The following is a 25,513-nucleotide window of genomic DNA, read 5'->3' as shown; positions in this document are numbered from 1 at the left end:
GCGACGGATGACGCGCCAGGCCCCGATGCTCGGTGCACTCGCGCGTGCCGGGTTCGCCGACCTCGACCGGGCGGCCCGGGAGTCGAGCGCCCTCGCCGAGGCGACGGGGATCCGGCAGGCCGAGCTCGTCGACGCGTTGGCCGCGGCGGGCGACCCCGACCAGGCCCTCGAGGAGCTCCGGCGACTGACCGATCGCGCGCCCGACGCGGTGCGCGAGCTGCTCGCCGACGACGCCACGCGCGACCGAGCGGTGCGGCTCCTCGGCGCGTCGCGCGGATTCGGCGACTTCCTGCTGCGCAACCTCGACGAGCTCGACGTCCTCCGCACCGCGGCATCCGCACCGCCGACCGCGAGTGCGGCCGCGGCGGAACTCGTCGATGCGGTGGCCTCCGTCGACGCGACCGGAGCCGACCTCATCGATGCCGGCGCACGCGTGCTCCGCGTGCGCTATCGCCGGCTGCTCGCGCGCATCGCCATCTGGGACCTCATGCGTCCCGACGCGGTCGACGCGGTCGACACCGTGGCTGCCGGCCTCGCCGACCTCGCGGGCGCTGCGCTCGACGCCGCCCTGCACCTGGCGCGTCGCGCGGTCGCCCGCGAGCCCGGTGCGCCCGCCGCGCCCGGCCGGTTCCCGGCGACCGAGGTCGACGCGACCCGCCTCGCGATCATCGGCATGGGCAAGGCGGGGGCGCGCGAGCTCAACTACGTCAGCGACGTCGATGTCATCTTCGTCGCCGAGAGCGCCGACGAGGAGGCCGCGCCGACCGCGCGCGCCCTCGACATCGCGACGCGCCTGGCGATGCTCGTGATGCGCCTGATCGGCGAGCCCGGGATCGAGCCGCCGCTGTGGGAGGTCGACCCGAACCTCAGGCCCGAGGGCAAGGACGGCGCGCTCGTGCGCACGCTCGAGTCGCACCTGCAGTACTACGACCGATGGGCGAAGAGCTGGGAGTTCCAGGCGCTGCTCAAGGCGCGTCCGCTCGCGGGCGACGCAGGACTCGGCGCCCGCTACGCCGCGGGCGTCGCACCCAAGGTCTGGGCGAGTTCGTCGCGCGAGGGATTCGTGGAGTCCGTGCAGCGCATGCGCGAGCGGGTCACCGAGCACATCCCGGCCGACGAGGTCGACGTGCAGCTGAAGCTCGGGCCGGGCGGCCTGCGCGACATCGAGTTCACCGTGCAGCTGCTCCAGCTCGTCCACGGCGCAACTGATGACGCGATCCGCCAGGCGGGCACGCTGCCCGCCCTGGCGGCCCTGGCCGAGCACGGCTACGTCGGTCGCGAGGAGGCCGCGGAGTTCTCGCGCGACTACCGGATCCTGCGGGTCCTCGAACACCGGCTGCAGCTCGCCCGGCTGCGGCGGACCCACCTCATGCCCACCGACGCCGGGGGGCTCCGCGTGCTCGCCCGCTCGTCCGGGCTCGGGCGCACCGCCGACGAGCTGACGGCCCTGTGGCAGTCCACGCGCCGCCGCGTGCGCGGGCTGCACGAACGGCTCTTCTACCGTCCGCTGCTCTCGGCGGTCGCCGCGCTGCCGGCCGACGGGCTCGGCCTCACGAGCGAGCAGGCGGCCGCGCGGCTCGCCGCGATCGGCTTCCGCGACCCCAAGGGCGCGCTCGCGCACATCGGCGCGTTGACGGCCGGGGTCTCGCGCCGCGCGACCATCCAGCGGCACCTCATGCCGGTCCTCATCTCGTGGTTCGCCGAGGGCACCGATCCCGACTACGGCCTGCTGGCGTTCCGCCGGATCAGCGACACGCTCGGCACCACCCACTGGTACCTCCGCCTGCTCCGCGACTCCTCCGACGCCGCGCTCCGCCTGACCCGCATCCTCTCCGGGTCGCGGTTCGCCGGCGAGCTGCTCGAGCGGATCCCCGAGGCGGTGGCGTGGTTGGAGGACGTGGCCGAGCTGCGACCCCGACCGCTGGCCTCGCTGCAGGACGAGGTGGCGGCCGTCCTCGCGCGCCACGGCGAGCTGGACCCGGCGGCCAAGGTGCTGCGCGCGATGCGGCGCCGCGAAGTGCTCCGACTGTCCCTCGCCGGCATGCTCGACGTCTGCACCGTCGAGGAGCTCGGACACGGGCTGAGCGACGTGGTCCAGGCCCACATCGACGGGCTCGTCCGCGCGATCCGGCGCGGCGACGACGGCATCGAGTTCGCGGTGATCGGCATGGGCCGATTCGGCGGACGCGAACTGGGCATCGGGTCGGACGCCGACATCCTCTACGTCTACCGCCCGGCTGGCGCCGAACCCGACGCGGCGCACACCCGCGCGCTGAAGATCGTCTCGGAGCTCGTCCGCGTGAGCGAGGACGCCCGCCTCCCGTTCGAACTCGACGCGAACCTCCGGCCCGAGGGGCGCAACGGCGTGGTGGCTCGGTCGCTCGACGCGTATCGCGCCTACTACGCGCGCTGGTCGCTCACCTGGGAGGCGCAAGCGCTCCTGCGCGCCCGCGGCGTCGCCGGCGACGCCGCCCTCCTCGACGACTTCACCGCGCTGGCCGACACCGTCCGCTATCCCGAGCAGATCGCCGAGCGCGAGGTGCGCGAGGTCAAGCGCATCAAGGCGCGAGTCGAGAACGAACGGCTGCCGCAGGGGGCCGATCCGAAACGGCACCTGAAGCTCGGCCGTGGCTCGCTGAGCGACGTCGAGTGGTACGTCCAGCTGCTCCAGCTCGAGCACGGCGCTCGCGTGCCGTCGCTGCGGACCACGTCGACCCTCGACGCCCTCGCCGCAGCGGTGGATGCCGACCTGATCGAGCGCGCCGACGCGGAAACCCTCCGTGCGGCGTGGGTGTTCGCCTCGCGTGCGCGTTCCGCGCTCACGCTCTGGCTCGACAAGACCACCGACGTGCTCCCCGTGGAGCGCACGCAGCTCGAGGGCGTGGCGCGGATCATGGGGTACCCGCCCGGATCCGCAGCTCGGCTGGAGGACGACTACCTGCAGGTCACCCGACGAGCCCGGGCCGTCTTCGAGCGGGGGTTCTACGGCGTCGAACCGAAGCGGGAACCGACCCGGAGCTGAGCTCCCCGCCCGGCGACACCGCGCTGCGCCATCCGCTGCAACGCCACGAGGGCCCGCGTCATGCGACGCGGGCCCTCGGCTCTCTCTGGGGGGTGGGGCGAGAGTCTAGACGCCGTAGTAGAGCTCGAACTCGAACGGGTGGGGACGCTGGGCCAGGGGCTTCAGCTCCTTCTCGCGCTTGTAGTCGATCCAGGTCTCGATGAGCTCCTTGGTGAACACGCCGCCCTCGAGGAGGAAGTCGTGGTCGGCCTCGAGCGCGTCGAGCGCCTCGCCCAGCGAGGCGGGAACCTGCGGGATCGACTTGGCCTCCTCCGGCGGGAGCTCGTACAGGTCCTTGTCGACCGGCTCGTGCGGCTCGATGCGGTTCTTGATGCCGTCGATGCCCGCCATGAGCTGCGCGGCGAACGCGAGGTACGGGTTGCCCGAGGCATCCGGCGCGCGGAACTCGATGCGCTTGGCCTTGGGGTTCGTCCCGGTGATCGGGATGCGGATCGAGGCGGAGCGGTTGCCGGCCGAGTAGACCAGGTTGACGGGGGCCTCGAAGCCCGGGACCAGGCGGTGGTACGAGTTCACCGTCGGGTTCGTGAAGGCGAGCACCGCGGGAGCGTGCTTGAGGATGCCGCCGATGTACCACCGGGCGATGTCGGAGAGACCGCCGTAGCCGGCCTCGTCGTAGAACAGCGGCTTGCCGTCGTTCCACAGCGACTGGTGGGTGTGCATGCCGGAGCCGTTGTCGCCGAAGAGGGGCTTCGGCATGAAGGTGGCCGTCTTGCCCCACTCGTTCGCCGTGTTCTTGACGATGTACTTGAACTTCAGGATGTCGTCGGCCGCGTGGACCATCGTGTCGAACTTGTAGTTGATCTCGCCCTGGCCGGCGGTGCCGACCTCGTGGTGCGAGCGCTCGACCTCGAGGCCGACCTCGATGAGCTTGAGGACGATGTCGTCGCGCAGGTCGGCGTGCTGGTCGACCGGCGAGACGGGGAAGTAGCCGCCCTTGTACGGGGTCTTGTTGGCGAGGTTGCCGCCCTCTTCCACGCGGCCGGAGTTCCAGGCGCCCTCGCTCGAGTCGACCGAGTACGAGCTCGAGTGCTGGTTCACCTCGTAGCGGACGTCGTCGAAGATGTAGAACTCGGCCTCGGGCGCGAAGAACGCGGTGTCGGCGATGCCGGTCGACGCGAGGTACTTCTCGGCCTTCTTGGCCACCTGGCGCGGGTCCTTCGCGTAGATCTCGCCGTTGCGCGGGTTGTAGATGTCGAAGACCATGACCAGCGTGCGCTCGGCGCGGAACGGGTCGACGTAGGCCGTCGAGACGTCGGGGATGAGCTGCATGTCGGACTCGTGGATCGACGCGAAACCGCGGATCGAGGAGCCGTCGAACAGCTGGCCGACGGTGAAGAAGTCCTCGTCGACGGTGGCGGCCGGGATGTTGAAGTGCTGCTGCACACCCGGGAGGTCGGTGAAACGGATGTCGAGGAACTTGACGTCCGTCTCCTTGATGAACTTGAGGACTTCGGAAGAATCACTGAACATGTGACGGTGCTCCAAGGCGGGTTGGGGGGCGAGACGCAGTCGTTCGACCGCTCACGACCGTAGCCGGGTGCCGTTTCCCGACCATGACGCGAATGTTTCCGCCGTGTTACGCGGACCGGGCCTGGGTAGAATCGTCCGGTGAGCCAGCCTGCCCCCGCCCCGTCCGGAGACCTCGAGCCGAGCCGGTACCCGGGGGAGCGGCTCGGCCTGCCGGAAGAGGGCATCGGCTCCGTCGGCAGGCTCGGCCGGCGATTCGCGGCGCTGCTGATCGACTGGGCGATCGCGAACGTCATCGCGCTGCTCGTCGGCCCCTACGCCTCGAACGCGCAATCGTGGGCCACGCTGGGCCTGTTCGCGCTCATGCAGGTGCTCTTCATCCCCACCATCGGCGGCAGCATCGGCCACCGCGCGCTCGGACTGCGCGTCGTCCCGCTCGGCGGGGGTTGGGTCGGCCCCTGGCGACCGGTCGTCCGCACCCTGCTCCTCGTCTTCGTCATCCCCGCCCTGATCTGGGACTCCGACCAGCGCGGCCTGCACGACAAGGCGGCGGGCACGGTCCTGATCCGCGCCTGAGACGACGGCGGCATCCGCTCGGGTGAACGGATGCCGCAGGTGGGAGTCGTCGGTCAGCGCATCTTGCCGCGCTGCGGGCGCACCTTCATCGGGTCGATGCCCTTCGGGATCGGCAGCGACGCCTGAAGCGAGTTCAGCCGGTTCGTCACCGCGAGGACCTCGGGCTTGGTGAGGGTCCGCTTCTTCTTGCGCAGCGTGGCGGGGAGGCGGTGCAGCTCGACCGAACCCTCCTCGTGACCCACCGAGAGGAGCGTCACGGGGACGTTCGGGAGCACGCGGTTGATCTTGCGCTTCTCGTCCTCGAGCATCCGCGTCGTGCGCGACCTGGGACCCTCGCTGATCAGCACCACGCCGCCGCGGCCCACCGCACGGTAGACCGCGTCCTGCGTCTTGCCGTTGACCGCGACGGGCATCTCGTTGCCCACCCAGCCACCGCGCAGGCCGCTGCGGAGGACCGCGCCGACGGCACCGGGCTGACCGTCGATCTGCGAGTACGCGGCGCGCTCGGCTCGTCGTCCGAGGATCACGAGCGCGATGAGGATGCCGGCGAGCACGCCCGCGACGATCCAGAGCGCGATCGTGAAGCCGTTGCCGCCCGCGAGCCAGAGCGCGAGGCCGAGGCTGACGAGGATCGGAAGCAGGAAGCCGAGGAGCATGAGCCACTGGGCGCTCGAGTCGTAGCGGCGGGTCATCTGGAAGACCTGCCACATCTGCTTCATGCGGCCGGGCTCCTTGCGGGGCTTGGGGGAGGACCCGGCGTCCTTGGTGCGTGCCATGCGTCAAGGATACCGGCGGCGGGCGCCCCCCTCGGACGTCCGAGGGGCCCGCCCGTACGGCTCAGCCGACGGCCTGCGCGAACCCGAGCGACTCATCCGCGAGATGCGACAGTTCCGGCGGCAGCGTGCGGCCCTTGGCGCGCATCGACTGCGCCCAGAGCCGGCCGGCCCGGTACGACGAGCGGACGAGGGGCCCCGCGAGCACACCGAGGAATCCGATCTCCTCGGCCTCCGCCTTGAGTTCGACGAACTCCTCGGGTCGGACCCATCGTGCGACCGGCAGGTGCCGGGGACTCGGCCGCAGGTATTGCGTGATCGTGATGATGTCCGTTCCGGCGTCGTGCAGGTCGCGGAGCGCCTGCGAGATCTCGGACCGGTCCTCGCCCATGCCGAGGATCAGGTTGGACTTCGTGATGAGCCCGGCGTCGCGGCCCTGCGTGATCACGTCGAGGGATCGCTCGTACCGGAACGCCGGACGGATGCGCTTGAAGATGCGCGGCACCGTCTCGACGTTGTGCGCGAACACCTCGGGCTTCGCCGAGAAGACCTCGCCGAGCAGTTCGGGACGGCCGGAGAAGTCGGGCACGAGGATCTCCACGCCCGTGCCGGGGGACTGGCGGTGGATCTCGCGGATGGTCTCGGCGTACAGCCAGGCGCCCTCGTCGGGCAGGTCGTCGCGGGCCACCCCCGTGACGGTGGAGTACCGCAGCTGCATCCGGACGACCGACTCGGCGACCCGGCGCGGCTCGTCGACGTCGTAGTCCGCGGGCTTGCCGGTGTCGATCTGGCAGAAGTCGCACCGCCGGGTGCACTGGGAGCCCCCGATGAGGAACGTCGCCTCGCGATCCTCCCAGCACTCGTAGATGTTCGGGCAGCCGGCCTCCTGGCAGACCGTGTGCAGTTCCTCGCCCTTCACCAACTGCTGGAGTTGGCGGTACTCGGGCCCCATCTTCGCGCGGGTCTTGATCCACTCCGGCTTCCGCTCGATGGGCGTCTGCGCGTTGCGGACCTCGAGGCGGAGCATGCGGCGGCCGGCGGGATCGGCGCTCATGCGGCCACCCCCTCGGCCGGCGCGAACTCGGCAGCGAGTCGCGCGCGTACGGACGGCACGATCTCCGCCGGAGCCACGGGCCGCCCGAGCACGCGCGTCATGGTCGTGACGCCGGCATCCCGGATCCCGCAGGCGACGATCTTCTCGTAGGGGTCGAGGGAGTTCGAGCAGTTGAGCGCGAAGCCGTGCATCGTGACCCCGTCGGCGACGCGGATGCCGATGGCGGCGATCTTCTCCTCGATGCCGTCTCGGAGGATCCAGACCCCGGAACGACCCTCGACGCGTTCGCCTCGGATGCCGAAGTCGTCGAGCACCCGGATGAGCACGCCTTCGAGGCGTCGGACGTAGCCGACGACGTCGATGGGTTCGGCCAGGCGGAGGATCGGATAGCCGACGAGCTGGCCCGGTCCGTGCCAGGTGATCTTGCCGCCCCGGTCGACGTCGACCACGGGCGTGCCGTCGGTCGGCCGTTCGTCGGGGGCGGTCCGCTTGCCGGCGGTGTACACCGGCTCGTGTTCGAGGAGGATGACGGTGTCCGGTCGCTGACCGGAGACCACCGCCTGATGGACGGCGCGCTGGAGGGAGAGGCCCTCGCTGTACGGCACGGAGTTGGCGCTTAGCCCCGTGACGACGTAGTCGAGCATGGGGCCCAGTCTAAGTGGGCGACCCGTCCTCCCCAGCGCCGTGAGGTCCTTCGCCGTACCCATACCAGCTGGCGGCGTGGCCGTCGGCGCGTCCGGAGACGGGACGATCGGCCCATGCCGAAGCCGTCCATCCGACTTCCCCGATCGCGAGCCGCACGACGTGCCGACCCGCGCGGTGCCGACGAGTCCGCCCGGTGCGCGTCCGACGCGTCAGAAGAGACGACGTCGACCGACGCCGCGCTCGCGGGCTACCGGCTCCTGCGCCGGCTCGCCGCCGGTGATCGGGCCGATATCTACCTGGCGGTCGCGGATGTCGCTTCCGGGCGCTCCCCATTCGCGCCGGAGGACGCCGAGGCCGTGACCTCGAGTGCGCCGCTCGTCGTCATGCGGGTCTACGGGCCGGGATCCGACGACGAGGCGATCACCACCGAGATCGAGGCGATGGAGGCCGATGCCACCGGTACCCTGCCGCGCCTGCTGGATGTCGCGAACGTTCGCGACGGCCGGGGCTGCCTGGTGGTCGAGAGGGTGGCGGGCCGTCCGCTCTCGGAGCTGCTCGCCGACGGACTCGTTCCGGGACAGGCCGTGACCGCACTCGCGCCGGTCGTCGTCGCGCTTCGCGGTCTCGCGGATCGGGGCTTCGTCCACACCCGTCTCGCCCGGTTCGACCTCGTGATCGACGACTCCGGTCGGCCCCGGCTGCTCGGACTGGGGGCCCTTCGGCGCACCGACCGGTTCGCCACCGCAGCGGACCGCGTCGCGGTCGTTCGCGAGGGGCACGCCGCCATGCTCCGCCTCATCGATGACGTCGCCGCCCGGTGTTCCGACCCGTCCGCCTTCTCCGGACCGACCGAGCTCCTCCGCGCGGCGCTGGAGGCGCGGCCGTTCGAACGCGTCGAAGCGCAACTCGAGCGAGCGCTCTTCGCGGTCGCGCCCGCGGAGCCGATCGTCGCCTCGGTGCTCCGTCGACCGCCGGAGGTGCCCGCGCTCCGTTCGAGGGCGCTCGGGATCGCGGACGCGCCGGCGGAGCCGGCCTCGCCGGCCGACGAGTCCGCCGAACGCGATCCCGGAGCACCGGCACGACGAGGGCGGCTCGCCGCCCTGCTGCAGCTCTCGCCGGACGCCGTCGATGGACTGGCCACGGCGCTGGACGCCGATCCCCGGGCGCAGGCAGTGCGCCGGATGTCGGACTGGACCCGTCAGCGCCGACCGGCGCTGCTCGCCGGTGGCCTGGTCGGCGCCGCCGCCCTCGTCGCGCTGCTCACCGCGGTCCCTCCGGCGTCCTCGACCGAGTCGGCGGCCGACAGCGGGACGACCACCGCGACCGCGGGCGCGGATGCGCCGGAGAGCGGTGACCTCGACGACCGGCTCGGTCTTCCCGAGCCCGACGCGGGCGCGATCCCTGCCCGAGCATCGCTCGCGGACCTGCCCGAGGACCCGGTGGCTGCGGCGGCCGCCCTGCTGGAGATCCGGCAGACGTGCCTTGCCGCGCGCGATGTCGAGTGCGTGCTCGCGGTCGACCAGCCGGGCTCGCCGATCGCGGTCCGTGATCGGGGTGAGATCGACGCCGACGGCCCGGCACCGGACGAGGTCGATCTCGACGCGATCACGGTGGCTGCCGACCTGGGGGATGCGGTCGTGCTCACCGTGCCCTGGAGCGAGGTCGAACGCGAACCGGCCTCGCTCCTGATGATGCGGAGCGAGGCCGGTTGGCGTCTGCGGGAGTGGTTCGACTAGATGCCGAGGTCGCCCTCGAAGTCGCCCTCCTCGAGGCGTGCCTTGACGGCGGTGAGGAACCGGGCGGCGTCGGCGCCGTCGATGATCCGGTGGTCGTACGACAGGGCGAGGTACACCATCGAGCGGATGGCGATCGCGTCCGATCCGTCCTCCGAGATGACGACCGGCCGCTTCACCACGATGCCCGTGCCGAGGATGGCCGTCTGGGGGAGGAAGACCACCGGCGTGTCGAACAGCGCGCCGCGCGAGCCGGTGTTGGTCAGCGTGAACGTGCCGCCGGCCAGCTCGTCGGGCTTGAGCTGGTTGTTGCGCGTGCGCTCGGCCAGGTCGGCGATCTGCTTCGACAGGCCCGCGAGGTCGAGCTCGCCCGCGTCGCGGACGACCGGGGTGAGCAGACCGCGCTCCGTGTCGACCGCGATGCTGAGGTTCTCGCGCTCGGGGTAGACGATCGACTCGCCGTCGACGGTCGAGTTGATGATCGGGTAGGCGCGCAGCGCTTCGACGGCGGCCAGGGCGAAGAACGGCAGGAAGGACAGCTTCGTGCCGGTCTTCTCGAGGAACTCGCCCTTCACACGGTCGCGGAGACGGGCGACCCGCGTGACGTCGACCTCGACGACCGAGGTGAGCTGGGCCGTCGACTGCATCGAGACCACGGCGCGCTCGGCGACGACCTTGCGCAGCCGGGTCATCGGCTGAGTCGTGCCGCGCAGCGGCGAGGTCTCGAGCTGCTGGCGAGCCGGCGCGGCCTCGGCGGCCGGAGCGGCCGCCGGCGCGGAACCGGCGGAGAGCACGTCCTGCTTGCGGATGCGCCCGCCGACGCCGGTGCCCTGCACCGACGCGAGGTCGACGCCCTGCTCGTTGGCGAGCTTGCGCACGATCGGCGTGACGTAGCCGGACGGGCCGGCGTGGGCGCCACCGGACTGCGGAGCCGGTGCCGGCTGCGCGGCCGGAGCCTCCTGCGCGGGGGCGGCCGGCTGCGCGGGCGCCTGCTGCGGCTCAGGCTGGGCCTGCGGCGCCGGAGCCTGCTGAGGCTCGGCCTGCGCCGGGGCCTGCTGCGGGGCCGGTGCGGCCTGGGGTGCGGCCTCGGCGGGCGCCGCACTCTCTTCGGCCGGGGCCGGCGACTCGTACCCACCGAGCTCCGACGGAGCAGCGGGCGCCTGCGGCGCGGGGGCCTGCTGCGGTTCGGCCTGAGCCGGGGCGGAGGGGCCCTGGTCTGCCGGCGGCGTGGCGGGAGCGGACGGCTGCTCGACGGGCGACGCGGTGGGCGCCTCGGCGGGCTGCGCCTCGGCGGCCGGCGCCTCCGCCTGGGGGGTCTCGGCGGGCTGCGCCTCACCGGACTCCGCGCCGGAGCCGTCACCGATCGTGACGAGGGCGGTGCCCACCTCGACGGTCTCGTCCTCCTGGACGAGGATCGCCTCGATGACGCCCGCGACGGGCGACGGGATCTCGGTGTCGACCTTGTCGGTCGAGACCTCGAGCAGCGGCTCGTCGACCTCGACACGGTCTCCCACGTTCTTCAGCCAGCGGGTGACCGTGCCCTCCGTGACACTCTCACCGAGTGCCGGGAGGCTGACGGATTCGCTCATGCGCTTGTCTCCTTCACAGCGTGTGACGCGTTCTAGCTTATTGCAGTCGTGTTTCGGCGGCCCGGGATCAGAGCGCGTGGAGCGGCTTGCCCGCGAGCTTCAGGAACGCCTCGCCGAGCGCCTCGTTCTGCGTCGGGTGCGCGTGCACCAGCGGGGCGATGTCCTCGGGATACGCCTCCCAGTTGACGGCGAGCTGGGCCTCGCCGATGAGCTCGCCCACGCGGGCGCCGATCATGTGGACGCCGACGACGGGGCCGTCGTTCACGCGCACGACCTTGATCGACCCGCTCGTCTCGAGGATGTGGCTCTTGCCGTTGCCCGCGAGGTTGTACTCGTAGGAGGAGACCTGGTCGGCGCCGAACTTCTCGGCGGCCTTCGCCTCGGTGTAGCCGATCGAGGCGACCTCGGGCTCGCAGTAGGTCACCTTGGGGATGTTGACGTCCTCGACGACGATCGGGTTCAGGCCCGCGATCTCCTCGGCGACGAAGATGCCCTGCTGGAAGCCGCGGTGGGCCAGCTGCAGGCCGGGGACGATGTCGCCGACGGCGTACACGCCGGGCGCGCTCGTGCGGAGGCGCTCGTCGGTGATGACGAAACCGCGGTCGATCGTGACGCCGGCCTCCTCGTAGCCGAGGTTGGCGGTGACGGGACCGCGCCCGACCGCGACGAGCAGGAGCTCGGCCTCGATCGTGTCGCCGTTCTCGAGCGTGATGACGACGCCGTCGTCGTGCTGCGTGACGCCCTGGAAGCGGACGCCCAGCTTGTAGTCGATGCCGCGCTTGCGGAACGCGCGCTCGAGCTGCTTGGAGATCGACTCCTCCTCGTTGGGGACGAGGTGGGGGAGCGCCTCGATGATCGTCACGTCGGAGCCGAAGGACTTCCACACGCTCGCGAACTCGACGCCGATCACACCGCCGCCGAGGATCGCGACCTTCTGCGGGACGAAGTCGAGCTCGAGCGCCTGCTCGCTGGTGATCACGCGGCCGCCGATCTCGAGGCCGGGGAGCGAGCGGGAGTAGGAGCCGGTGGCGAGCACCACGTTCTTGCCGACGAGGCGCTGGTCGCCGACCTGCACCGCGTTCGGGGCGACGAGGCGGCCCTCGCCCTCGACGACGGTGATGCCGCGCGCCTTGATGAGGCCCTGGAGGCCCTTGAACTTGCTGGCGACGATGCCCTCGCGGTACTTCGTCACGGCGGGCACGTCGATGCCCTCGAACGTCGAGCGGACGCCGAACTTCGACGACTCGCGGGAGTTGTCGGCGACCTCGGCGGCGTGGAGCAGCGCCTTGGTCGGGATGCACCCGCGGTGGAGGCACGTGCCGCCGAGCTTGTCCTTCTCGACGAGGGCCACCGTGAGGCCCAGCTGCACGGCGCGCAGCGCGGCCGCGTAGCCGCCGCTGCCGCCTCCGAGGATGACGAGGTCAAAGTTCTGCTCGGACAAACCGGAATCTCCCTTGCGCGTCGGATCTGCGGCGAGAACTGCCCCGGCTCATGGCCGGGCAGGCTGCAGGGCGGTGATCGCCCCTACGACCTTACTACCTGGCGGCGAGCTGCTCGCCCAGCGCGACGAGGGTGCGGACGGCGGCGCCGGTGGCGCCCGGGCCGGTGTGCCCCCAGGCGGATCCGGTGTTGAACGAGGGGCCCGCGATGTCGAGGTGCGCCCACGGGATGCGCGGTCCGTCGTCGCCGTCGCGGCGACCCACGAACTCCTGGAGGAACACGCCCGCGAGCAGCATCCCCGGCACCACCGTGCCGAGCTTCGTGTTTGCGAGGTCGGCCACGTCCGACTTCAGCAGTGACCGCAGGTCGGACGGCAGCGGCATGGGCCACACGGCCTCGCCCGCGGCATCCGCTGCCCGTCGCACCTCGGCCACGAGGTCGTCGTCGCCCATGAGGCCGGCGATGCGGTTGCCGAGCGCGACGACCTGCGCGCCGGTGAGGGTCGCCACGTCGACGATCGCGTCCGGGCGTTCCTCGCTGGCCGCGGCGAGCGCGTCGGCCATGACGAGCCGGCCCTCGGCGTCGGTGTTCAGGACCTCGACCGTGGTGCCGCCCTTCATCCGGATCACGTCGTTGGGGCGCGCGGCGTGGCCCGACGGCATGTTCTCGGCGAGGCAGAGCCATCCGGTGACGCGGACGGGGACGCCGAGCTCGGCGATCGCGACCATCGCCGCGAGCACCGCGGCGGCTCCCGCCATGTCCGACTTCATGCCGACCATCGACGCTCCGGGCTTCAGCGAGAGCCCGCCGGAATCGAACGTGATGCCCTTGCCGACCAGGGCGAGGTGAACGGATGCCGCGTCCGGCGCGTACTCGAGGCGCACGAGCCGCGGCGGGCGCGACGACCCGGCGCCGACGGCGGCGATGCCGGCGAAGCCCTCCGCGACGAGCGCCTCCTCGTCGAGCACGCGGACGTCGATGCCCACGGCGGATGCCGCCTCGGCGGCGAGGTCGGCGAGGACGGCGGGCGGGAGGTCGTTGGGCGCCGCGTTCACGAGGTCCTTGGCCCGGGCGACGGCCGCCGCGGTCGCCCGGATGCGGTCGAGCCGGACGGCGTCGCCGTCGTGCTCCGTGAGGAGCACCACGCGCTCGATGCCGGCCGGCGCTTCGCGGTAGCGCGAGTAGCCGTAGGCGCCGAGTGCGGCGCCCTCGAGGGCCGCTTCCGCGACGTCCGCCGCGGTGCCCTCCGGCAGCACGACCGCAACGGTCGTCGCCGTGCTCAGCGCACGCGAACCCGCGCCGGCTGCGAGGCGGAACGCCGCGGCATCCGTCGCCTCGCCGAGACCGCACACCGCCACCACGCGGATCTGCTCGCCCGGTGCGACGAGCCGGGTGACCTCGTCGGCCCCGGTCTTCGCACCCAGGGCCGCGAGTGCGCCCGGCACCCACTCGAATCCGACCGGAGCGAGCACCTCCGGTCCGTCGGTGCCGCGACGGGCGAAGACGAGGAGGGCATCGGCGTCGGAGTCGGAGGGGAGGGCGGTGCTGAGCTCGAGGCTGGGAACGGGCATGGAACCGATCGTAGGTGTTCGCTGTGGGCATCATCGCCCGCGTCCCGCATCCGGACGGGGGCGGGCGCGGCGTCAGTAGCCTTGGAGCATGCGCGATCCCCGCTCCCTCTACGAGTTCGACCCGACCGTCGAGGTGCCGCCCGGCCTGCCGCTCGTGGCGGGCCTGACCGGATTCGCCGATGCGGGCGGCGCGGTCGCGCAGACGACCGAGTACCTGCGCTCGACCCTCGAGACGAGGACCGTCGCCACCTTCGACGCCGACGAGCTGCTCGACTACCGCGCGCGGCGGCCGATCATCCTGTTCCAGGAGGACCACCTCACCGACTACCGGCCGCCGCGCCTCGCGCTCGACCTCGCCCGCGACGAGCTCGGCCAGCCGTTCCTCCTCATGACCGGCTTCGAGCCCGACTTCCAGTGGGAGCGCTTCAGCCGCGCCGTGCTCGACCTCATCGATCGACTCGAGGTCGGTTCGACCACCTGGATCAACTCGATCCCCATGCCCGTGCCGCACACCCGCCCGATCGGCGTGACCGTCAGCGGGAACCGGGCGGACCTCGTCGAATCGATGTCGGTGTGGCGACCGACCACGCAGGTGCCCTCGAATGCACTGCACCTGGTCGAGTTCCGTCTCCAGGAGCGCGGCCACCCCACCAGCGGCTTCGTGCTGCTCGTGCCGCACTACCTCGCCGATGCCGAGTACCCGACCTCGGCCGTCGCGGCCCTCGAGGCGATCACCGCATCGACCGGGCGGATCTTCCCGACCGACGCGCTCCGCGAGCAGGGTCGCGAGTTCACCGCGCGGATCGACGAGCAGGTCGCAGAGAACGGCGAGCTCGCCAAGCTCGTGCACGCGCTCGAGGAACGGCACGACGCCTACATGGAGGGCACCACGCTCCGGTCGCCGCTGACCGATGAGGACGGCGAGCCGCCGTCGGCCGACGAGATCGCGGCCGAGCTGGAGAAGTTCCTCGCGTTCCGGCGCAATCGCGACGATGAGCGGAATTGACCGGCGGGAGGGGAATGCCGCGCAGGCGCCACGCGTTGCACCAGAACGATGGGTGAAGTGCGCCCGATCCCGGCGGTGTCGCGGGACGGACGACGCACGTCGCCCTGTATAATGGGGGGAAGGACCCGTTCTGGTCCGCCGTGCGGCTCGCGCCGCCGACGACGCGGACTTGACATGGGTCCTCATCGTGTCCGAAATCGCCGGATCGCGACGTTCTCCCGCGTGTCCGAGCTCGGGCACCGCGCGCGACGGTGAGGAAGAGGTTCAAACGCATGGCAACCAAGGCCACCACGGCGGCGACCGACGAGGCCGAGGCGACGACCGCCGCCGGCTCCACGTCGAAGCGCTCCACCGCGACGAAGAAGACCACCGCCGCCAAGGGCGGCAAGCGCGCCACGACCGCGTCGAAGACCCCGCGCACCTCCACCGCGAAGGGCGCCAAGGCCAAGTCCGCGAAGGCGGCCGGCGCCGACGTCGACGACGAGGAGGTGGAGGTCGAGCCCGAGGAGCTCGACGACACCGAGGTCGACGCGACCGAGGTCGTCGACAGCGCCGACGCGACCGAGGAGGCACCGGCCGACGAGGCCGCCCCCGCTCCGGCGGAGGAGGAAGAGGAGGCCAAGCCCATCCCGGCTGAGCCGCACCCCACGGGCGCGCTCGTCCTGCGGGCCTCCGACGACGAGGACGAGATCCCGGTCTACTCCACGACGATCACCGGCGCGACCGCCGACCCCGTGAAGGACTACCTCAAGCAGATCGGCAAGGTCGCGCTCCTGAACGCGGCCGAAGAGGTCGAGCTGGCGATGCGCATCGAGGCGGGCCTCTTCGCCGAAGAGAAGCTGTCGCACATGTCCGACGCCGAGAAGAAGTCCCAGCTCGGCCGCGAGCTCCAGTGGGTCGCCCGCGACGGCCAGCGCGCCAAGAGCCACCTGCTCGGTGCGAACCTGCGCCTCGTGGTGTCGCTCGCCAAGCGCTACACCGGTCGCGGCATGCAGTTCCTCGACCTGATCCAGGAGGGCAACCTGGGTCTCATCCGCGCGGTCGAGAAGTTCGACTACACCAAGGGCTTCAAGTTCTCCACGTACGCGACCTGGTGGATCCGCCAGGCCATCACGCGTGCGATGGCCGACCAGGCCCGCACCATCCGCATCCCGGTGCACATGGTCGAGGTCATCAACAAGCTCGCCCGCGTCCAGCGGCAGATGCTGCAGGACCTGGGCCGCGAGCCCACGCCCGAGGAGCTGTCGAAGGAACTCGACATGACCCCCGAGAAGGTCATCGAGGTGCAGAAGTACGGGCGCGAGCCCATCTCGCTGCACACCCCGCTCGGCGAGGACGGCGACAGCGAGTTCGGCGACCTGATCGAGGACACCGAGGCGGTCGTCCCGGCCGACGCGGTGGGCTTCACGATGCTGCAGAAGCAGCTCGAGTCGCTCCTCGACTCCCTGAGCGAGCGCGAGGCCGGCGTCATCCGCATGCGGTTCGGGCTCGGGGACGGCATGCCGAAGACCCTCGACCAGATCGGCGACACGTTCGGCGTGACGCGTGAGCGCATCCGCCAGATCGAGTCGAAGACGATGGCGAAGCTCCGTCACCCGTCGCGTTCGCAGTCGCTCCGCGACTACCTCGAGTAGGCCCGCGGTGAAGTACGCGCCGGCGATCCTCGTCGGCCGGCTCGTCAGGTTCGCCGCTCGGCTGCGCAAGCCGGGCGGCGGATCGGCGGTTCCCGGCCTGATCGTCAACCGCATCGCGCCGGGCTACCTGAAGTCCACGCTGTCCGGGTTCCCGCAGGGGCTCGTCGTGGTCTCGGGGTCGAGCGGCAAGTCCACGACCACGAAGATGCTCGTGGCGATCCTGCGCGCCCACGGCGAGCGCGTGTTCACGAACCCCTCGACGGCGAACATCAGCCAGGGCCTCACCTCGGCGCTCCTCGAGCAGGCCGACTGGCGCGGCCGCGTGCCCGGGGATGTCGCGGTCCTCGAGATGGACGAGGGCCACGGCGCGCTCGTCATGCAGGGCGTCGACGCTCGGATCGTGACGCTGACCAACGTCATGGTCGACCAGATCGATCGATTCCACGACTCCGAGATGGTCGCCGGCATGCTCGCGCGCATCGCCGACCGCGCCCACGAGGCCGTCGTGGCGAACGCCGACGACGCGTACCTGATGCGACTGGCCGCGGCCCTGCGACCCGAGGTGGCGGTGCGCCGCTTCGGCGTCTCCGCCGACGTCCTCGCGGCGGCGCCCCGCGGGCTCGGCCACACGGAGACCAGCCCGACGCGGCTCGACCCCGCCGACGGGGTCGTCGTGGCATCCGTCGACGGCGCCTCGACCGTGCTCGCCGACGGCGCGGCATCCGTGCCCGTCGGCCTGCCGGCCCGCGGCACGCACTACGCGGTCGATGCCGCGGCCGCCTACGCCACGGCGAAGCAGGTGCTGGGGGAGCGGTTCTCGTCCGAGACCGCGGCGGCCGCGCTGAGCGCGATTCCCGCCGTGTTCGGCCGGGGCGAGCGCGTGACGGTGCGGGGCCAGGAGGTCGACTTCGTCCTCGTCCAGAACCCCGCAAGCTACCAGCTCAACGTCGACAGCATCGCACCGGGCACCGAGCAGGTCCTCTTCGCCATCGGCTCCGACGTCCGCGACCCCTCGTACTTCTGGCCCGCAGACGCCTCCTCGCTCGGCCGCGTGTCCATCGTGAGCGGCTCGAAGGCCGCGGAGGCGGCGCTGATGCTCGCCTACGACGGCGTCGAGATCGACCGGGTCGAGCCCGACCTCGGTCGCGCGCTCGACGACTTCCTCGCGGCACCGGCGCCCGCATCCGGCATCAAGACGATCGTCTTCTCGGCCGATTCGATGCGCCGCACCCGCGCCCACCTCGGACTCACGGGAGCGGAATGACCCTCACGATCGTCTCGCTGCTGCCCTCGCTGCAGAACACGAACGGCGACGCCGAGAACGCGGCGGTGCTCGCCGCCCGGGCGCGCTGGGCGGGCCTCGACGCGCGCGTCGTCGCCGTCGAGCAGGCGGCCGACCTTCCGGAGCGGGTCGACGCGGTCGTGCTCGGCTCAGGAAGCGACGCCTCCCTCGACGTCGCGCGCGAGCGGCTGCTCGCGCTCGTCGACGAACTGCGGCGGTGGGGTACCGAAGGCGTGCCCATCCTCGCGGTCGGGACCGGCTGGGAGCTGCTGAGCTGGGGGATCGAGCGGGCCGACGGATCGACCGTCGAGGGCCTCGGCATCGTCGCCGGTCGCGGCGTGCCGCGTGAGCACCGCATCGCCGGCGACCTCGTCGTGCAGGTGCCGCGCATCGGGCTGCTCGTGGGCTTCGAGAACCACGCGCGCGACTACGTGGGCGCCGAGGCGTCGCCGCTCGGGCGGGTGCGCGCCGGCACCGGCAACGGCCGGAGGTCGGGTCAGGAGGGCGTCCGCATGGGCGACGTCATCGGAACCCACCTGCACGGCCCCGTCCTGGCGAAGAACCCCGTGCTGGCCGACGCGATCCTGCGGAGGATGTGCGAGCGTGCCGGGCTCGAGTACGCTCCCGGAGCGCGCACCGCGGAGGTCGACGGCTACGCCGAGACGGCTCGGCAGGCGCAGCTGCGCGCGGCCGGGGTGAACGCCGCCGTCTGACCGGGGTTCCGGCCGCGGCATCCGTTCGGCTCGCAACACGACGAACGCCCCGGATCGCTCCGGGGCGTTCGTGTCGTCTGGGATGCGCTCAGTCGCGCGTGTCGGTGAGGAGTCGGCTCGACTCGTCGTGCCAGCTGTGGGCGATCTGCGACAGCTTCTCTTCGTGCTTGCGGCCGTGGTGGGCGCAGAAGAGCAGCTCGCCGCTGGAGACGACCACGCGGATGTAGGCCTGCGCGCCGCAGGCGTCGCACCGGTCGAGCGCCGTGAGCTCGTGGGGGGTATCGAGTTCGTCGACCGCACCGGCGGTGTCGGTGTACTGGGTCATGGCGCCTCCTCCATAGCTCACGATCCGATCATTCCGTTCACCAATGAAAACACGCGCGGTGCTGCGAACCTTCCGTGCGGACCCGCATTTCGCTGACCGCGAAGCGCCTCGCCTGCATCGGGGGTGGCCCTCAGTAGGCTTGTGCGACGTGAGCTCCGACTATTCCGCCCGCCATCTCTCCGTGCTCGAGGGCCTCGAGGCCGTCCGCAAGCGACCGGGCATGTACATCGGCTCGACCGACTCCCGGGGCCTCATGCACTGCCTGTGGGAGATCATCGACAACTCGGTCGACGAGGCGCTCGGCGGCCACGGCAGCGAGATCGACGTGGTGCTGCACGCCGACGGCAGCGTCGAGGTGCGCGATCGCGCGCGCGGCATCCCGGTCGACGTCGAGCCGAAGACCGGGCTCTCGGGCGTCGAGGTGGTCTTCACCAAGCTGCACGCGGGCGGCAAGTTCGGCTCGGGCTCCTACTCCGCGTCGGGCGGCCTGCACGGCGTCGGCGCCTCGGTCGTCAACGCGCTGTCCGAGCGACTCGACGTCGAGGTCGATCGGGGCGGCGCGACGTGGGCGATGTCGTTCCACCGCGGCGAGCCCGGCGTCTTCGCCGATCGCGGCGCGCCCTCGCCGCAGTCGCCGTTCACGCCGTTCGAGCAATCGAGCGAACTGCGCAAGGTCGGGCGTGTCGCGAAGGCCGTGACGGGCACGAGGGTGCGCTACTGGGCCGATCCGCAGATCTTCACCAAGGGCGCCGCCTTCCAGCTCGACGAGCTGCTGAACCGAGCGCGGCAGACCGCGTTCCTCGTCCCTGGTCTCGCCATCTCGGTCATCGACGAGCGGGGCGACGAGCCGGAGACGCACCGGTTCCGCTTCGAGGGCGGCATCTCCGAGTTCGTGGAGCACCTCGCCGTCGACGGTCCGGTGACCGATGTCTGGCGCCTCACGGGCGACGGCCGCTTCACCGAGACCGTGCCGGTGCTGAACGAGCACGGCGCGATGATCCCCACCGACGTCGAACGGCACTGCCACGTCGACGTCGCGCTCCGCTGGGGCACCGGCTACGACACGGTGACCCGCAGCTTCGTCAACATCATCGCCACGCCGAAGGGCGGAACGCACCAGGCGGGGTTCGAGCAGGGGCTCCTGAAGTTCCTCCGGCAGCAGGTCGAGCAGAACGCGCGCCGCCTCAAGGTCGGCAACGACAAGATCGAGAAGGACGACGTGCTCGCCGGCCTCACCATGGTGCTCACCGTACGACTGCCCGAGCCGCAGTTCGAGGGGCAGACCAAGGAGGTGCTCGGCACGCCCGCCGTCCGCTCGATCGTGGCATCCGTCGTGCAGAAGGCGCTGGGGGAGCGGTTCGCCTCGACCAAGCGCGACGACAAGGCGCAGACGGCGATGGTGCTCGAGAAGATCGTCTCCGAGATGAAGGCGCGCATCTCGGCACGCACCCACAAGGAGACCCAGCGCCGGAAGAACGCCCTCGAGACCTCCTCGCTGCCCGCGAAGCTGGTCGACTGCCGTTCGTCGGATGTCGCGCAGAGCGAGCTGTTCATCGTCGAGGGCGACTCGGCCCTCGGCACCGCCAAGCTCGCCCGCGACAGCGAGCACCAGGCGCTCCTGCCGATCCGCGGCAAGATCCTCAACGTGCAGAAGGCCAGCATCGCCGACATGCTGAGCAACGCCGAGTGCGCCTCGATCATCCAGGTCATCGGCGCCGGCTCCGGTCGCACGTTCGACCTGTCGGCGGCGCGGTACGGCAAGGTCATCATCATGAGCGACGCCGACGTCGACGGCGCGCACATCCGCACCCTGCTCCTCACGCTCTTCTTCCGCTACATGCGGCCGATGATCGAGGACGGTCGCGTGTTCGCGGCGGTGCCGCCGCTGCACCGGGTCGTCGTGATGAATCCCGGCTCGAAGCCGAACGACGTGATCTACACGTACTCCGAAGCGGAGCTGAACGGCGTGCTCGCCACGCTGCGCAAGCAGGGCCGGAAGTACCAGGACCCGATCCAGCGCTACAAGGGGCTCGGCGAGATGGATGCCGACCAGCTCGCGACCACGACCATGGACCGGCAGCACCGCACGCTCCGCCGGGTCGGCGTGGCCGACGCCGAGAACGCGGGTCGAGTCTTCGAGCTGCTCATGGGCAACGAGGTGGCGCCGCGCAAGGAGTTCATCGTCGACAGCGCCGCCGCGCTGACGCGGGACCGCATCGACGCCTGACGCGGCGTTGCGGGCCGCAGACGGCCGCGTGGCGTTCGGCCGCGTCGAGGCCGTGCGCGCTTCGGAGCCGATCACGCCGTCGGCCCGGCCAGGTCAGCGGATGGCGCGCCCGACGACCTGCACGACCGCCTCGAGCGGCTGGCCCGAGCCGTCGCGCTTGGCGCCGCCCTCGGGCAGGGCACGCACCGTGCCGTCCGCGGCGAGGGCGTGCGCCGGGCCGGGACCGACCCAGGCGACCGACAGGGCGTCCTGGCCCTTGAGGAACCGGTGCGCGCGGACTCCGCCGGTCGCCCGGCCCTTGCCCGGGTACTCGGCGAAGTCGGAGACCTTCGCCGCGCCGGGATCGGCGCCGAGCAGCGTGTCGCTGGCTGCCGCGACGGTGACGACGACCGCCCCATCGATGTCGTCGCGAGCGAGCGCCTCGAAGTCGATGACCCGCGCGCCGGAGGCGAGCTTGATGCCGGCCATGCCGCCCGCCGGGCAGCCCTGGGGGCGCACCGCGGAGGCGGGGAAGTGCAGCAGCTGGGCGTCGCTCGTGACGAAGACGAGCTCGTCGTCGTCGCCGCCCTGGGACGCCCCGACCACGCGATCGCCCGGCTTCAGGGCGATGATCTCGAAGTCCGGCCGAGCCGGGTAGGTGCCGGGCGCGATGCGCTTGACGACACCCTGCTCGGTGCCGAGCACGATGGGCTTCGGCGACTCGAGCGAGACCACGGCGACGACGCGCTCGTCGCGGTCGGAGAGTGCCAGGTACTCGCCGGCCTTGACGCCGGCCGCCAGGTGCACCGAGTTGGCCGGAAGGACGGGCAGTTCGAGCGGCGAGAACCGGATGAGGCGGCCCTTGGAGGTCACCGCCCCGATCTCGGTGCGGCTCGTGGTGTCGAGCTCGGAGCGGACGGCGTCGTGCTTCGCCCGTCGCGCCGGGGGTGCGAGCTGCACGGCGTCGGTGCCCTCGGCCGCGTCGATGCGGGCGATCCGCCCGGTGGCGCTCAGGATGACCCGGCAGGGCACATCGGCGTGCTGCAGGTCGGCCGGGTCGACCGCCTTGCGCGTCTTCGGCTGGACCTTCGCCTCGGTCAGCATGGTCCGCCGTGGGGTGCCGTAGAGATCGGCCGCTCGACTGAGTTCCTCCCCGACCTGGGCGCGGATGCGCGCGTCGCTGCCGAGGAGTTCCTCGAGGTCGGCGATCTCCGCGAGGAGCTGGTCCCGCTCGGCCTCGAGCTCGATGCGGGAGAACTTCGTGAGCCTGCGGAGGCGGAGCTCGAGGATGTACTCGGCCTGCAGCCGGCTGAGGTCGAACACGTCGATGAGGCGCGAGCGCGCGGCATCCGCGTCGTCGCTCGTGCGGATGACTTGGATGACCTCGTCGATGTCGAGGATCGCGATGAGCAGGCCCTCGACGAGGTGCAGGCGCTCGCGTCGCCGCGCGAGGCGGAACTCCGAGCGCCGGGTCACGACCCGGATGCGGTGCGCCAGGTACACCTCGAGCAGTTCGCGAAGGCCGAGCGTCTGCGGCTGGCCGTCGACGAGGGCGACGTTGTTGATGTTGAAGCCGTCCTCGAGCGGTGTGAGCCGGTAGAGCTGCTCGAGCACCGCCTGCGGGTTGAAGCCGGTCTTGACGCCGATCACGAGGCGCAGGCCGCGGTTGCGGTCGGTCAGGTCGGTGACATCCGCGATGCCCGTGATCTTCTTGGCGTTGACGCCGTCCTTGATCTTCTCGATGACCTTCTCGGGGCCGACGAGGTAGGGCAGCTCGGTGACGACGAGGCCGGTCTTGCGGGCGGTGAGCTGCTCGATGCTCACCTTCGCGCGGGTCTTGAACGAGCCGCGCCCGGTCGCGTAGGCGTCGCGGATGCCGGCGAGGCCGACGATCGTGCCACCGGAGGGGAAGTCCGGGCCCGGCACGTACTCCATGAGCTCGTCGAGCGTCGACTGCGGGTGTTCGAGCAGGTGGCGCGCGGCCGCGACGACCTCGATGAGGTTGTGCGGCGCCATGTTCGTGGCCATGCCCACCGCGATGCCGCTCGCCCCGTTCACGAGCAGGTTCGGGATGGCGGCCGGCAGCACCTCCGGCTGCTGGTGCGAGTTGTCGTAGTTGGGGACGAAGTCGACGACGTCCTCGTCGAGGTCCTCCGTCATCGACATGGCGGGCGGCGCCATCCGCGCCTCGGTGTACCGAGCGGCGGCCGGGCCGTCGTCGAGCGAGCCGAAGTTGCCGTGACCGTCGACGAGCGGCACGCGGAGCGTGAAGGGCTGCGCGAGCCGGACGAGCGCGTCGTAGATCGCCGAGTCGCCGTGCGGGTGCAGCTTTCCCATGACCTCGCCCACGACGCGGGCCGACTTCACGTGGCCGCGGTCGGGTCGGAGGCCCATGTCGCTCATCATGTAGAGGATGCGGCGCTGAACCGGCTTCAGGCCGTCGCGCGCATCGGGCAGCGCGCGCGAGTAGATGACCGAGTAGGCGTACTCGAGGAACGAGCCCTGCATCTCCTCGGCGACGTCGACATCGTCGATCCGCTCGGTGATCTGGGATGCGGGGGACTCGTTCTTGCCTGGGGTCATTCGTCGTCTCTGGGCAGGGCGCGATGCGCGCGCGGGGGAACGGGGACCGCGCCCGGCCTGTGCCAGACTGGGCGCGATGCCTGCCATGCTACCGGTGCCCGCCGACGGAGCCCCGCGGCTCACCGCAGTCCTGGGCGCCGCCCTCGCATCCGTGGCCGCTGGCCCGAACCCGCTCGGCCTGCCGTCCGCGACCTCGGCCGTCGTGGTGCTCGTCGACGGCCTCGGCGCGGCCAATCTCGCGGCCCGTTCCGGCCACGCCCGCGCGCTGGCCGGCCGGATGTCCAAGCGGGACGTGATCCGCACGGTGTTCCCGTCGACGACGGCGGCGGCGATCGCGAGCTTCGCCACCGGGCTCATGCCCGGCGTCCACGGCCTGATGGGCTACCGCGTGCCTGACCGTCGCCACGACCGCGTCGTGAACCAGCTGAGCGGCTGGGACGACCGCATGGTGCCGGAGGAGTGGCAGCGGCATGAGACCGTGTTCGACCAGGCGCTCGAGCGCGGCATCCGCGCCGTCGCCGTCGGCGGCACGCGCTACGCGACCTCGGGGTTCACCCGCGCGGTCCTGCGGGGCGCCGAGTACCGAGCCGGCGCGACGATCGCCGACCGCTTCGCCGAGGCCGCGCGCGTCGTGCAGGAGGGGCCGGCGCTCGTGTACGTCTACGTCTCGGAGCTCGACCAGATCGCGCATGCGCACGGCTGGGAGTCCGACCGGTGGATCTCCGCGCTCGAATCGCTCGATGCCGAGGTCGCCGCATTCGAACGGCGGATGCCGCGTGGCGTCGGGCTGCTCGTCACGGCCGACCACGGCATGGTCGACGTGCCGGCGCACCGCCACGTGTTCGTCGATGCGAGGCCCGACCTGCTCGAAGGGATCCGGCACGTGGCGGGGGAGCCGCGATGCCTCGGGCTCGTCTTCGAGCCCGACCTCCCGGCGACCGACCGGGCCGCACTCCTCGACGGATGGCGCGAGGCCGAGGGCGCACGGGCGTGGGTGCTGTCCGGCGACGAGGCGGTGGCCGCCGGGCTCTACGGCGACGTCGACCCCGCCAACCGGGACCGCATCGCCGACATCCTCATCTCGGCCCGCGCGGGCGTCGCGTACTACGACCGGCGGGAAGCGGATCGACGGGGCGAGTCGATGGTCGGCCAGCACGGCTCGATGACCGACGACGAGACGCGGATCCCATTGATCCGTGCGGGCGTCTTCACGCGCTCCTGAGGCTCCGTCGGAGCACCGGGCAGCCTCAGGCCGGGTACTGGCCCCGCTTGACCTGGGGCTTGGGCAGGCGCAGCGGCCGGAGCTGCAGCGCGCGCATCGCGGCGTACCAGCGGACCCGCTCGACCTTGTCGGCGCCGAACCGGGCCGCGAGCTTCCGCTGCAGCACGAAGCCGAGGATGATGACGTCGACCACCGAGACGAGGAAGAACGCCCAGAGGGCGAAGATGCCGATCGTCTGCACCTCGTAGCTCGGCACGAACGTGAGCACGATCACGACGAACATGACGGGGATGAGGATCTCGCCGATGCTGAATCGCGCGTCGACGTAGTCGCGCACGTACTTCTTCTGCGGACCCCGATCGCGAGCCGGAAGGTACTTCTCGTCGCCGGCCGCGAGGCCGAGCCGGGCCCGCTCCCGGGCCTCAGCGGCCTTCGCGCGGGCCTGGCGCGCCGCTTCCTTGCGGTCGTTCGGCACGAGCGGACGCTTCCGAGCGGCCTCGCGCTCGGCGCGGGTCGGAGTGGGGGCGCCCTTGCCGACCTTGGGTGCGGCGTGGTCGCCGTCGCCGGTCTGCGGAGCGGGGAGGTCGGTACTGGGGTGCTTTGCCACGGGAG

At 71.7% G+C, this 25,513-nt stretch carries 19 protein-coding genes; 9 read left to right on the top strand and 10 right to left on the bottom strand.

Annotated features, from left to right (window positions below):
* Positions 1 to 7 precede the first annotated feature (7 nt).
* Positions 8 to 3,022, top strand: coding sequence for a bifunctional [glutamine synthetase] adenylyltransferase/[glutamine synthetase]-adenylyl-L-tyrosine phosphorylase (locus tag RH861_RS15925; RefSeq protein WP_310521812.1), 3,015 nt, complete (start codon positions 8 to 10; stop codon positions 3,020 to 3,022).
* Between the two features lie 105 nt (positions 3,023 to 3,127).
* Here RH861_RS15925 and glnA read toward each other — a convergent pair whose 3' ends face one another.
* Positions 3,128 to 4,552 (bottom strand): type I glutamate--ammonia ligase, encoded by a 1,425-nt coding sequence (gene glnA, locus RH861_RS15920; protein ID WP_067950194.1) that lies wholly within the window; start codon positions 4,550 to 4,552, stop codon positions 3,128 to 3,130.
* Positions 4,553 to 4,690: 138 nt separating this feature from the next.
* Here glnA and RH861_RS15915 point away from each other — a divergent pair, with 138 nt between their 5' ends.
* Positions 4,691 to 5,125 (top strand): RDD family protein, encoded by a 435-nt coding sequence (locus RH861_RS15915; protein WP_310521811.1) that lies wholly within the window; start codon positions 4,691 to 4,693, stop codon positions 5,123 to 5,125.
* A gap of 53 nt (positions 5,126 to 5,178) precedes the next feature.
* On the opposite strand, the gene RH861_RS15910 is transcribed toward RH861_RS15915, so the two are convergent.
* The 3 genes from RH861_RS15910 to lipB all read right to left on the bottom strand — a co-directional run bounded on the left by RH861_RS15910 (position 5,179) and on the right by lipB (position 7,596).
* Entirely contained in the window at positions 5,179 to 5,901 is a 723-nt protein-coding gene (locus RH861_RS15910; RefSeq protein WP_067950191.1) for a DUF4191 domain-containing protein, read from the bottom strand.
* A gap of 61 nt (positions 5,902 to 5,962) precedes the next feature.
* Positions 5,963 to 6,952 carry a lipoyl synthase gene (gene lipA / locus RH861_RS15905; protein ID WP_067950189.1) on the bottom strand — a complete coding sequence of 330 codons (990 nt, stop codon included), beginning with the start codon at positions 6,950 to 6,952 and terminating at the stop codon, positions 5,963 to 5,965.
* Positions 6,949 to 7,596: a lipoyl(octanoyl) transferase LipB gene (gene lipB / locus RH861_RS15900; protein ID WP_310521810.1), complete on the bottom strand. Its 648-nt coding sequence runs from the start codon at positions 7,594 to 7,596 to the stop codon at positions 6,949 to 6,951. The genes lipA and lipB overlap by 4 nt, the downstream gene beginning before the upstream one ends.
* A gap of 114 nt (positions 7,597 to 7,710) precedes the next feature.
* Here lipB and RH861_RS15895 point away from each other — a divergent pair, with 114 nt between their 5' ends.
* A complete protein-coding gene (locus RH861_RS15895) occupies positions 7,711 to 9,333 on the top strand; it encodes a hypothetical protein (RefSeq protein WP_310521809.1) in 1,623 nt (540 codons plus the stop codon).
* Here the strand turns inward: RH861_RS15895 and sucB are convergent.
* The 3 genes from sucB to RH861_RS15880 form a co-directional block, all read right to left on the bottom strand.
* Positions 9,330 to 10,919, bottom strand: a complete 1,590-nt coding sequence (sucB, locus tag RH861_RS15890) for a 2-oxoglutarate dehydrogenase, E2 component, dihydrolipoamide succinyltransferase (protein ID WP_310521808.1) — start codon at positions 10,917 to 10,919, stop codon at positions 9,330 to 9,332. The genes RH861_RS15895 and sucB overlap by 4 nt on opposite strands.
* A gap of 67 nt (positions 10,920 to 10,986) precedes the next feature.
* On the bottom strand, positions 10,987 to 12,360 hold the full coding sequence (gene lpdA, locus RH861_RS15885; protein ID WP_067946991.1) for a dihydrolipoyl dehydrogenase: 1,374 nt from the start codon (positions 12,358 to 12,360) through the stop codon (positions 10,987 to 10,989).
* A 94-nt stretch (positions 12,361 to 12,454) separates the two neighbouring features.
* On the bottom strand, positions 12,455 to 13,930 hold the full coding sequence (locus RH861_RS15880; RefSeq protein WP_310521807.1) for a leucyl aminopeptidase: 1,476 nt from the start codon (positions 13,928 to 13,930) through the stop codon (positions 12,455 to 12,457).
* 88 nt (positions 13,931 to 14,018) lie between these two features.
* Here RH861_RS15880 and RH861_RS15875 point away from each other — a divergent pair, with 88 nt between their 5' ends.
* From RH861_RS15875 to RH861_RS15860, 4 genes are all read left to right on the top strand, one after another.
* Positions 14,019 to 14,936 (top strand): proteasome assembly chaperone family protein, encoded by a 918-nt coding sequence (locus RH861_RS15875; RefSeq protein ID WP_067946987.1) that lies wholly within the window; start codon positions 14,019 to 14,021, stop codon positions 14,934 to 14,936.
* A 272-nt stretch (positions 14,937 to 15,208) separates the two neighbouring features.
* Positions 15,209 to 16,570, top strand: a complete 1,362-nt coding sequence (locus RH861_RS15870) for an RNA polymerase sigma factor (protein ID WP_310521806.1) — start codon at positions 15,209 to 15,211, stop codon at positions 16,568 to 16,570.
* A 7-nt stretch (positions 16,571 to 16,577) separates the two neighbouring features.
* Positions 16,578 to 17,834, top strand: coding sequence for a Mur ligase family protein (locus RH861_RS15865; RefSeq protein WP_310521805.1), 1,257 nt, complete (start codon positions 16,578 to 16,580; stop codon positions 17,832 to 17,834).
* A complete protein-coding gene (locus tag RH861_RS15860; RefSeq protein ID WP_248598838.1) occupies positions 17,831 to 18,565 on the top strand; it encodes a type 1 glutamine amidotransferase in 735 nt (244 codons plus the stop codon). Before RH861_RS15865 ends, RH861_RS15860 begins: the two co-directional genes overlap by 4 nt.
* 88 nt (positions 18,566 to 18,653) lie before the next feature.
* Here RH861_RS15860 and RH861_RS15855 read toward each other — a convergent pair whose 3' ends face one another.
* A complete protein-coding gene (locus RH861_RS15855; RefSeq protein ID WP_067946979.1) occupies positions 18,654 to 18,890 on the bottom strand; it encodes a DUF7455 domain-containing protein in 237 nt (78 codons plus the stop codon).
* 148 nt (positions 18,891 to 19,038) lie between these two features.
* Here RH861_RS15855 and RH861_RS15850 point away from each other — a divergent pair, with 148 nt between their 5' ends.
* Positions 19,039 to 21,117: a DNA gyrase/topoisomerase IV subunit B gene (locus tag RH861_RS15850; protein WP_310521804.1), complete on the top strand. Its 2,079-nt coding sequence runs from the start codon at positions 19,039 to 19,041 to the stop codon at positions 21,115 to 21,117.
* A gap of 93 nt (positions 21,118 to 21,210) precedes the next feature.
* Here RH861_RS15850 and RH861_RS15845 read toward each other — a convergent pair whose 3' ends face one another.
* Entirely contained in the window at positions 21,211 to 23,679 is a 2,469-nt protein-coding gene (locus RH861_RS15845; protein WP_310521803.1) for a DNA gyrase/topoisomerase IV subunit A, read from the bottom strand.
* Between the two features lie 76 nt (positions 23,680 to 23,755).
* Here RH861_RS15845 and RH861_RS15840 point away from each other — a divergent pair, with 76 nt between their 5' ends.
* Positions 23,756 to 24,901 (top strand): alkaline phosphatase family protein, encoded by a 1,146-nt coding sequence (locus RH861_RS15840; protein ID WP_310521802.1) that lies wholly within the window; start codon positions 23,756 to 23,758, stop codon positions 24,899 to 24,901.
* 25 nt (positions 24,902 to 24,926) lie between these two features.
* On the opposite strand, the gene RH861_RS15835 is transcribed toward RH861_RS15840, so the two are convergent.
* Positions 24,927 to 25,508 carry a DUF3043 domain-containing protein gene (locus RH861_RS15835; protein ID WP_067946970.1) on the bottom strand — a complete coding sequence of 194 codons (582 nt, stop codon included), beginning with the start codon at positions 25,506 to 25,508 and terminating at the stop codon, positions 24,927 to 24,929.
* Positions 25,509 to 25,513: the final 5 nt, after the last annotated feature.

The sequence above is a fragment of the Agromyces indicus genome, from assembly GCF_031432295.1.
Lineage (GTDB): Bacteria > Actinomycetota > Actinomycetes > Actinomycetales > Microbacteriaceae > Agromyces > Agromyces indicus.
This window is presented reverse-complemented; position numbering and strand designations above follow the sequence as displayed.

Bases quoted from the DNA above. Each gene is read 5' to 3' on its own strand.
- RH861_RS15840 (WP_310521802.1), top strand. From the start codon at position 23,756: ATGCCTGCCATGCTACCGGTGCCCGCCGACGGAGCCCCGCGGCTCACC.
- RH861_RS15845 (WP_310521803.1), bottom strand. From the start codon at position 23,679: ATGACCCCAGGCAAGAACGAGTCCCCCGCATCCCAGATCACCGAGCGG.
- lipA (WP_067950189.1), bottom strand. From the start codon at position 6,952: ATGAGCGCCGATCCCGCCGGCCGCCGCATGCTCCGCCTCGAGGTCCGC.
- RH861_RS15860 (WP_248598838.1), top strand. From the start codon at position 17,831: ATGACCCTCACGATCGTCTCGCTGCTGCCCTCGCTGCAGAACACGAAC.
- RH861_RS15870 (WP_310521806.1), top strand. From the start codon at position 15,209: ATGGCAACCAAGGCCACCACGGCGGCGACCGACGAGGCCGAGGCGACG.
- RH861_RS15925 (WP_310521812.1), top strand. From the start codon at position 8: ATGACGCGCCAGGCCCCGATGCTCGGTGCACTCGCGCGTGCCGGGTTC.
- RH861_RS15875 (WP_067946987.1), top strand. From the start codon at position 14,019: ATGCGCGATCCCCGCTCCCTCTACGAGTTCGACCCGACCGTCGAGGTG.
- RH861_RS15895 (WP_310521809.1), top strand. From the start codon at position 7,711: ATGCCGAAGCCGTCCATCCGACTTCCCCGATCGCGAGCCGCACGACGT.
- RH861_RS15880 (WP_310521807.1), bottom strand. From the start codon at position 13,930: ATGCCCGTTCCCAGCCTCGAGCTCAGCACCGCCCTCCCCTCCGACTCC.
- lipB (WP_310521810.1), bottom strand. From the start codon at position 7,596: ATGCTCGACTACGTCGTCACGGGGCTAAGCGCCAACTCCGTGCCGTAC.
- glnA (WP_067950194.1), bottom strand. From the start codon at position 4,552: ATGTTCAGTGATTCTTCCGAAGTCCTCAAGTTCATCAAGGAGACGGAC.
- RH861_RS15855 (WP_067946979.1), bottom strand. From the start codon at position 18,890: ATGACCCAGTACACCGACACCGCCGGTGCGGTCGACGAACTCGATACC.
- sucB (WP_310521808.1), bottom strand. From the start codon at position 10,919: ATGAGCGAATCCGTCAGCCTCCCGGCACTCGGTGAGAGTGTCACGGAG.
- RH861_RS15910 (WP_067950191.1), bottom strand. From the start codon at position 5,901: ATGGCACGCACCAAGGACGCCGGGTCCTCCCCCAAGCCCCGCAAGGAG.